Genomic DNA, 8,137 nt, shown 5'->3' on the forward strand with positions numbered 1-8,137 from the left:
CGATGACGCTGCGCCACCGGGCAAATGGCTTAACGATCGTCTTTGTGGTCTAAACGGTCGTGCTGTTCATCCTTACGCTGATATTCCCCATCGAACGTCTCGCCAGGGCCGGTGCTGAAACCACCGCCTGGCATACGGCTGAAACGCAGATGCGGCAGCAGTTTCATGGTCAGGTGCTTTTGCACCGGCGGCAGCAGCAGCAGCAGGCCAAGGAAGTCAGTGAAGAACCCCGGTAGGATCAGCAGCAGACCCGCAATAATCAGCGACACGCTTTTGATCATCTCGGCTGCCGGGCTTTCGCCTGCGGCCATCTTCTGCTGCATTAACAGGAAGTTTTTGAAACCCTGATTACGCACCAACGACATGCCGATGACGGAGGTGAAGATCACCAGAATCAGCGTCAGCAGGACACCCAGCACGTGGGCTACCTGGATGAAAATCGAAATCTCAATGTAAACATAGAGAAAAAAAGCAATAAACGGTATCCAGCGCACTGGCATCTCCTGTATGGCAGGCGCCATCTGGCCCCCTGTCTGAATGTGTTCGCGAAACGCGTCTGTAAGAGATGGAGACGGTTAGCCAAAATTCAATCGGTTTGCACGGATATTTTTTTCGGAAATATTAAAGCGGTGACTCATTTCACAGATTAATAATTATCATGAAATCGAGACGATAATAAGTGATCCAGCTTACGGCAATTCGCTATCATCAGCATATGATCTCGAGCATCTGGTCGATTGAGGGAATAATCGTCGGTCAGAAAATATTCAAAACCACATATATACTGTGTGTTTAGTACAATCCATCGGCAGCTTGAAAAGAAGGTTCACATGTTAAACAACATTCGTATCGAAGAAGATTTGTTGGGTACCAGGGAAGTTCCAGCGGATGCCTACTATGGTATTCACACTCTGAGAGCGATTGAAAACTTCTACATTAGCAACAGCAAAATCAGCGACATCCCTGAATTTGTGCGTGGCATGGTGATGGTGAAGAAAGCCGCAGCCCTGGCAAATAAAGAGCTGCAAACCATTCCGAAAAGCGCTGCAAATGCGATTATCGCCGCATGCGACGAAGTGCTGAACAACGGCAAATGCATGGACCAGTTCCCGGTTGACGTCTATCAGGGCGGGGCGGGTACCTCCGTCAACATGAATACCAATGAAGTGCTGGCCAACATCGGCCTGGAGCTGATGGGTCACCAGAAAGGTGAATACCAGTACCTCAACCCGAACGACCACGTTAATAAATGTCAGTCCACTAACGACGCCTACCCAACCGGCTTCCGCATCGCGGTTTATGCCTCCGTGGTAAAACTGGTCGACGCGATTAACCAACTGGGCGATGGCTTCCAGCGTAAAGCGGTTGAGTTCCAGGATATCCTGAAAATGGGCCGTACCCAGCTGCAGGACGCGGTGCCAATGACCCTCGGCCAGGAATTCCACGCGTTTAACGTCTTGCTGAACGAAGAGACCAAAAACATGCTGCGCACTTCCGAGCTGCTGCTGGAAGTGAACCTGGGCGCGACCGCTATCGGTACACGCCTGAACACCCCGGATGGCTATCAGCAGCTGGCGGTACAGAAACTGGCTGAAGTCTCAAACCTGCCGGTCGTGCCTGCAGAAGACCTGATTGAAGCCACCTCCGACTGCGGCGCATACGTCATGGTACACAGCGCCCTAAAACGTCTGGCGGTGAAACTGTCCAAAATTTGTAACGACCTGCGCCTGCTCTCTTCCGGCCCACGCGCGGGCCTGAATGAAATCAACTTGCCAGAACTGCAGGCCGGTTCCTCCATCATGCCGGCCAAAGTGAACCCGGTTGTGCCAGAAGTGGTAAACCAGGTGTGCTTCAAAGTCATCGGTAACGATACTACCGTGACCATGGCCTCTGAAGCAGGTCAGCTGCAGCTGAACGTGATGGAGCCCGTGATTGGTCAGGCAATGTTTGAATCCATTCATATCCTGACTAACGCTTGCTACAACCTGCTGGAAAAATGCATTAACGGCATTACCGCGAATAAAGAAGTGTGTGAAGGCTACGTGTACAACTCCATCGGGATTGTCACCTACCTTAACCCGTTCATCGGCCACCACAATGGCGACATCGTTGGTAAGATTTGTGCTGAAACCGGCAAGAGCGTGCGCGAAGTCGTACTGGAGCGCGGGCTGTTGACCGAAGCCGAGCTGGACGATATCTTTTCGGCCCAGAACCTCATGCACCCGGCCTATAAAGCGAAACGTTATACTGATGAAAGCGAACAGTAACAGTTCAGGCTAAGCTTCCGAAAGGCACGTCACTTGTGACGTGCCTTTTTTCTTTTTAAGAATTACCAATTACACAACATTTTAATATCAACTTGTTAATAAACAAGGAAGGCACTTATGTTTGGAGCAGAACTCGTCATCGTCTTGTTGGCGATTTATTTGGGAGCAAGGCTCGGGGGTATCGGCATCGGTTTTGCCGGCGGTCTCGGGGTGCTCGTTCTTACCCTTATCTTTCAGATCAAACCCGGCGCAATCCCTTTTGACGTTATCGAAATCATCATGGCGGTTATCGCTGCTATCGCGGCGATGCAGGTGGCAGGCGGTATGGACTACCTGGTGAGCCTGGCGGAGCGTATGCTGCGCCGCCATCCTAAATACATTACCTTCCTTGCGCCACTGGTGACCTGGTTCATGACCATTCTCGCCGGTACGGGCCACACCGCGTTCTCTACGCTGCCGGTGATTACCGAAGTGGCAAAAGAGCAGGGTATCCGTCCGTCTCGTCCCCTCTCCATTGCGGTGGTGGCATCCCAGATTGCGATCACCGCCTCGCCGATTTCTGCCGCAGTGGTGTTCTTCGCCGGTATTCTTGAGCCGATGGGCGTGAGCTATCTGACGCTGCTGTCAATCTGTATTCCGGTCACGCTGATTGCGGTGATGATTACCGCAGTGCTGTGTAACTTCCTCGGCGCCGAGCTGAAAGACGATCCGGTCTATCAGGAGCGCCTGGCGAAAGGCGAAGTGAAACTGCGCGGTAGCCAGGTCTTCGAACTGAAGCCGCACGCGAAACGCTCCGTGCTGCTGTTCCTGATCGGTATTATCGCGGTGATGTTCTACGCCACCGCCATCAGTGACACCGTTGGCCTGATCCAGAATCCGGTGCTGCCGCGTAACGAAGCGATTGTGGTGTTTATGCTGACCATCGCGACGCTTATCAGCATTACCTGTAAAATCGACACCAGCGAAGTGCTGAACGCCAGTACCTTTAAATCCGGCATGAGCGCCTGCGTGTGCGTTCTGGGCGTAGCCTGGCTCGGTGACACCTTCGTGAAGGCCCACATCAGCGATATCCAGACCGTTGCCGGCGATCTGTTGCACAACTATCCATGGCTGCTGGCCGTGGTGCTGTTCTTTGCCGCCACCCTGCTTTACTCTCAGGCCGCAACCACCAAAGCCCTGATGCCTGCGGCACTGATGCTGGGCGTAACCCCGCTGACGGCGATTGCCTCTTTTGCAGCTGTTTCTGCGCTGTTTGTGCTGCCGACCTACCCAACCCTGCTGGCGGCAGTGGAGATGGATGACACCGGCTCAACCCGTATCGGGAAATACGTCTTTAACCATGCCTTCCTTATCCCGGGCGTGGTCGCGATTTCACTTTGCGTGATCCTCGGCTTTATCATCGGTGGTGTTGTGCTGTAAACGATTAGCCGTTGTAAAAATAGTTAAAATCGGGCCGCTCTGCGGCCCGATTCATTAATGACCAACCGCCTTGCGTGATATAGTGAAGACTTTCGTGATGAGGAGGTCGACTTGTGAACACGCCTGATGCAGTTGTCGTATTGTGTACCGCCCCTGATGAAGCCTCTGCCCAGGATCTTGCCGCCAAAGTATTGGCTGAGAAGCTGGCTGCCTGCGTCACACTCCTCCCCGGTGCGACCTCACTTTACTACTGGGAAGGCAAACTGGAGCAGGAATATGAAGTCCAGATGCTGCTCAAAACCAATCGTGCAAATCAGCAGGCGCTTCTCGACTGCCTCAAATCTCATCATCCCTACCAAACCCCAGAACTGCTGGTGCTGCCAGTGGTCCACGGCGATAACGATTATCTCTCATGGCTCAACGCTTCCTTACGCTGATCCTGCTGCTGTGCAGCGCATCGGCTTTTGCCGGGTTATTTGACGCGCCCGGCCGTTCACATTTTATTCCTGCCGACCAGGCGTTTATTTTCGACTTTCAGCAAAACCAACATGACCTCACGCTCACCTGGCAGGTAAAAGAAGGCTATTACCTTTATCGCAAGCAGGTCAGCATCACCCCTGCTCAGGCCGATGTGGGCGCCATGCAAATGCCCGCTGGCGAGTGGCACAAGGATGAGTTCTACGGCAAAAGCGAAATCTATCGCCAGCGCTTAAGCGTGCCCGTTACGGTAAATCAGGCCGGGAAAGGTGCCACGCTCACCGTCACGTACCAGGGCTGCGCCGATGCTGGCTTCTGCTATCCCCCTGAAACAAAGGTCGTCCCGCTCAGCGAGGTTAACGCTGCCACCGACATTTCCCCTCAGCTCTCAGGAAAGAAGGCCAGCATGAGGGGAGAAGCCGCTTCAGACCTCCCCTTCTCCGCACTCTGGGCCTTGCTGATTGGTATCGGTATCGCATTTACGCCCTGCGTGCTGCCAATGTATCCGCTAATCTCCGGCATTGTGCTAGGCGGTAAGCAACGTCTTTCCACAGCTCGCGCGCTGCTGTTGGCGTTTATTTATGTGCAGGGGATGGCGCTGACCTATACCGCACTCGGCCTCGTGGTCGCCGCTGCAGGTCTACAGTTCCAGGCAGCCCTCCAGCACCCTTATGTCCTCATCGGCCTGTCGGTGGTGTTTATCCTGCTGGCGCTGTCGATGTTTGGCCTGTTTACGCTGCAGTTACCGTCTTCCCTGCAAACCCGCTTAACGCTGATGAGTAATCGTCAGCAGGGCGGTTCTGCTGGCGGTGTATTCGTAATGGGTGCGATTGCAGGATTAATTTGCTCCCCCTGCACCACTGCACCGCTCAGCGCTATCCTGCTGTACATTGCCCAGAGCGGCAACATGTGGTTCGGCGGGGGTACGTTGTACCTCTATGCGCTGGGAATGGGCCTGCCGCTGATACTGGTGACGGTGTTTGGCAATCGTCTGCTGCCGAAGAGCGGGCCGTGGATGGAGACGGTAAAAACCGCGTTTGGCTTTGTCATTCTCGCGCTGCCGGTTTTCCTGCTGGAGCGGATTGTCGGTGACGTTTGGGGCATACGTCTGTGGTCGATGCTCGGCGTCGCCTTCTTCTGTTGGGCGTTTATCGCAAGCCTTGGCGCAAAAAAGGCGTGGATGCGCCTGGTGCAGATCCTACTGCTTGCCGCCGCGCTGGTCAGCGTGCGTCCGCTGCAGGACTGGGCTTTTGGCGCGCCAGCGGCTCAGGCGCAGGTACATTTGGCCTTCACACAGATTAAAAATGTGGATGACCTCAACAACGCCCTGGCACAGGCGAAGGGCAAATCGGTTATGCTCGATCTCTATGCCGACTGGTGCGTCGCCTGCAAAGAGTTCGAAAAATACACCTTTAGCGATCCGCAGGTGCAAAGCGCGCTGAAAGAGACGGTTCTGCTTCAGGCAAACGTGACAGCCAACGATACGCAGGACAAGGCCCTGCTTAAACACCTTAACGTGCTCGGGCTGCCGACCATTCTGTTCTTCAATGAACAGGGCCAAGAGCGGCCAGCGCAGCGCGTAACCGGCTTTATGGACGCGGCGGCTTTCAGCGCGCATTTGCGCGATCGCCAACCGTAAACAACACTTTAGACGGGACAAACCGTTGGGAATAACGGAGGAGAAAACCGTGCAACGCGAAGACGTACTGGGACAAGCCCTGCAACTACTTGAGATACAAGGGATCGCCAGCACCACGCTTGAGATGGTAGCCGACCGTATCGATTACCCTCTGGAGGAGCTTACGCGCTTCTGGCCCGATAAAGAGGCGCTACTTTATGATGCTTTACGCTACCTTAGCCAGCAGGTCGATATCTGGCGCAGGCAGCTGATGCTGAACGAAGAGTTATCCGCTGAACAAAAGCTGCTGGCGCGCTATACCGCGCTGACCGAATGCGTCAGCAACAACCGCTATCCGGGGTGTCTATTCATCGCAGCCTGTACGTACTTTCCCGATCCCGGCCATCCCATCCATCAGTTGGCGGATCAGCAAAAGCGTGCGGCGCATGATTTTACCCACGAACTGCTGACCACGCTCGAAGTGGATGATCCGGCGATGGTCGCTAAGCAGATGGAGCTGGTGCTGGAAGGCTGCCTGAGCCGAATGCTGGTGAACCGTAGCCAGGCTGACGTGGATACCGCGCACCGCCTGGCTGAAGATATCCTGCGCTTCGCGCAGTGTCGCATGGGTGGCGCGCTGACTTAAGCCAGCATCCCTGCCCAAGCGGAGATGAAGAGACACAGCGCCATCAGGCGCTGAAAACGCACCATCGCCACGGTGGTGTGAAACACTCTGTTCACTGCTTTACCCAGCCCCGCCCAACACATCAGACACGCAACCGAGATAATCAGAAACCACAGTGCCATCAGCGCAATATCCCGCAGCGCATGCTCGCTTGCAGGTGCAAACAGGCTAACTACTGCCAGCGCCATCATCCACGTCTTCGGGTTAACAATTTGCAGCAGCGCGGCCGCGTGCGCCGTGAAGCGCCTTTGCGTCTTTAAAGAGAGCGTGGCGGCGGGCGCGCGAAACAGCTGCCAGCTCATCCAGCTTAGCCATAGCGCGCCTGCCCCACTCATCACCTGACGTATCAAGGGGTGCTGGCGAAGCACTTCGCCCGCGCCAGCGCCGGATATCAGCACAATCAGACTCGCTGCAAGACACGCGCCCAGAATGGGTGGCACGGTATTCTTTATACCGAAATGCTGGCTATTGGTGAGAACGAGAATATTCGTCGGCCCGGGCGTTATCGAGGCGACAAAAGCAAACAGCAGAAAGGGTATGAGACTCACAGGTGGCTCCTTTTTATTAGAACCATCAATGTGCCGCTATTTTCTGGAAACGTCTGGAAGGTTTGTGCACAACCGCCGGTAGTGCGCAGGGGAGATACGGTATGCGCGCTGAAACCATCGCCCAAGATGGCTCTGGTCAGCAAAGCCTACAGCGGCTGCCACATCAACAGGTTGCCCTCCGCGCGCCAGCATCTGTCGTGCCTTTGTCAGACGCAGCTGAATAAGCCATGCATGCGGTGCCAGGTGAAACTCACGCTTAAAACAGCGAGTCAGGGTAAAACGATCGGTACCCGTTTCTCGCGCAAGGTCTGACAGCCCTATGTTTTCACCGATATGGGCGTAGAGGTAATCACGTGCGCGATGCGCCACGGCGGCACTTTGTAGATGAGAGGGAAGCCGTTTACGCCAGTGGCAGTGGGTCGTTATCTGCGAGAGCAAGTTGTCCATCGTGCTTTGCTGGATGATTTTCATCTCATCGTTATGCAGCATCGCAAACGTCTCACCGATAGCGCGTACTAATTGGGGCTCTCGCGTCAGCGTTTGTGCGAAGTGGAGTGAATAACTGCCGGGCGTAGATTCATACAGCCCGTGTAGCGTACGAGACAACCATTGTTCATCCAGATAAAAGGTAAGATAGGTAAACCCACCTTCTACAGGCGCGTCGCCATCATGGATTTCGCCAGGCTCCAGTAAAAATGCATCACCAGGCTGGCTGTGATGTCGCTCGCGACGACAGTGAAACTGCTGCGTGCCGGAGAGGGTGATACCTATCAGATAACTGTCGTGCCAGTGTGGATCGTAGGCATGTCCTTCGAAGTGCGCTTTAATTGTCTCAATACCCGTATCTGCATGCTGACGCAGCTCAAGCCAGTCGTTCGCCATACTGCCCTCCTGTTGCTATCAGCATTACCCTGGTGACCGAGATCTGTCTGGAAGATTTGTGCATTTTCGCGGCACAAACCGACAGACTGCCGTAAACTTAAGCAGTTGAACAGCTTTTCCTGAAATAGTGTTGACGGTAAGGCTCGATTGCGGTTTAATGCGCTCCGTTGCCCGGATAGCTCAGTCGGTAGAGCAGGGGATTGAAAATCCCCGTGTCCTTGGTTCGATTCCGAGTCCGGGC

The 8,137-nt window shown here is 54.5% G+C and carries 8 protein-coding genes and 1 tRNA gene; 6 read left to right on the plus strand and 3 right to left on the minus strand.

Annotated features, from left to right (window positions below):
* Positions 1-29: 29 nt before the first annotated feature.
* On the minus strand, positions 30-494 hold the full coding sequence (locus tag V5P19_RS22385) for an FxsA family protein (RefSeq protein WP_334407690.1): 465 nt from the start codon (positions 492-494) through the stop codon (positions 30-32).
* Between the two features lie 336 nt (positions 495-830).
* On the opposite strand from V5P19_RS22385, the gene aspA reads away from it, so the two are divergent.
* The 5 genes from aspA to V5P19_RS22410 all read left to right on the plus strand — a co-directional run bounded on the left by aspA (position 831) and on the right by V5P19_RS22410 (position 6,427).
* Positions 831-2,267, plus strand: a complete 1,437-nt coding sequence (aspA, locus tag V5P19_RS22390) for an aspartate ammonia-lyase (protein WP_334407669.1) — start codon at positions 831-833, stop codon at positions 2,265-2,267.
* Between the two features lie 117 nt (positions 2,268-2,384).
* On the plus strand, positions 2,385-3,686 hold the full coding sequence (locus V5P19_RS22395) for an anaerobic C4-dicarboxylate transporter (protein WP_334407671.1): 1,302 nt from the start codon (positions 2,385-2,387) through the stop codon (positions 3,684-3,686).
* Positions 3,687-3,799: 113 nt separating this feature from the next.
* Positions 3,800-4,123: a divalent cation tolerance protein CutA gene (cutA, locus tag V5P19_RS22400; protein WP_063144118.1), complete on the plus strand. Its 324-nt coding sequence runs from the start codon at positions 3,800-3,802 to the stop codon at positions 4,121-4,123.
* Positions 4,099-5,802 (plus strand): protein-disulfide reductase DsbD, encoded by a 1,704-nt coding sequence (locus tag V5P19_RS22405; RefSeq protein WP_334407676.1) that lies wholly within the window; start codon positions 4,099-4,101, stop codon positions 5,800-5,802. Before cutA ends, V5P19_RS22405 begins: the two co-directional genes overlap by 25 nt.
* A gap of 49 nt (positions 5,803-5,851) precedes the next feature.
* Positions 5,852-6,427, plus strand: coding sequence for a transcriptional regulator (locus V5P19_RS22410; RefSeq protein ID WP_334407679.1), 576 nt, complete (start codon positions 5,852-5,854; stop codon positions 6,425-6,427).
* Here V5P19_RS22410 and V5P19_RS22415 read toward each other — a convergent pair.
* Together V5P19_RS22415 and V5P19_RS22420 are read right to left on the minus strand one after the other, a co-directional pair.
* Positions 6,424-7,014 (minus strand): LysE family translocator, encoded by a 591-nt coding sequence (locus V5P19_RS22415; protein WP_334407682.1) that lies wholly within the window; start codon positions 7,012-7,014, stop codon positions 6,424-6,426. The genes V5P19_RS22410 and V5P19_RS22415 overlap by 4 nt on opposite strands.
* A 36-nt stretch (positions 7,015-7,050) precedes the next feature.
* Complete coding sequence (locus V5P19_RS22420; RefSeq protein WP_334407685.1) at positions 7,051-7,896, minus strand: AraC family transcriptional regulator; 846 nt, start codon at positions 7,894-7,896, stop codon at positions 7,051-7,053.
* A gap of 169 nt (positions 7,897-8,065) precedes the next feature.
* Between V5P19_RS22420 and V5P19_RS22425 the strand changes: the two genes are divergently transcribed.
* Positions 8,066-8,137 (plus strand) — tRNA-Phe (locus V5P19_RS22425).

It is taken from the genome of Enterobacter sp. UNJFSC 003 (assembly GCF_036903355.1).
In the GTDB taxonomy this organism is placed as follows: domain Bacteria; phylum Pseudomonadota; class Gammaproteobacteria; order Enterobacterales; family Enterobacteriaceae; genus Enterobacter.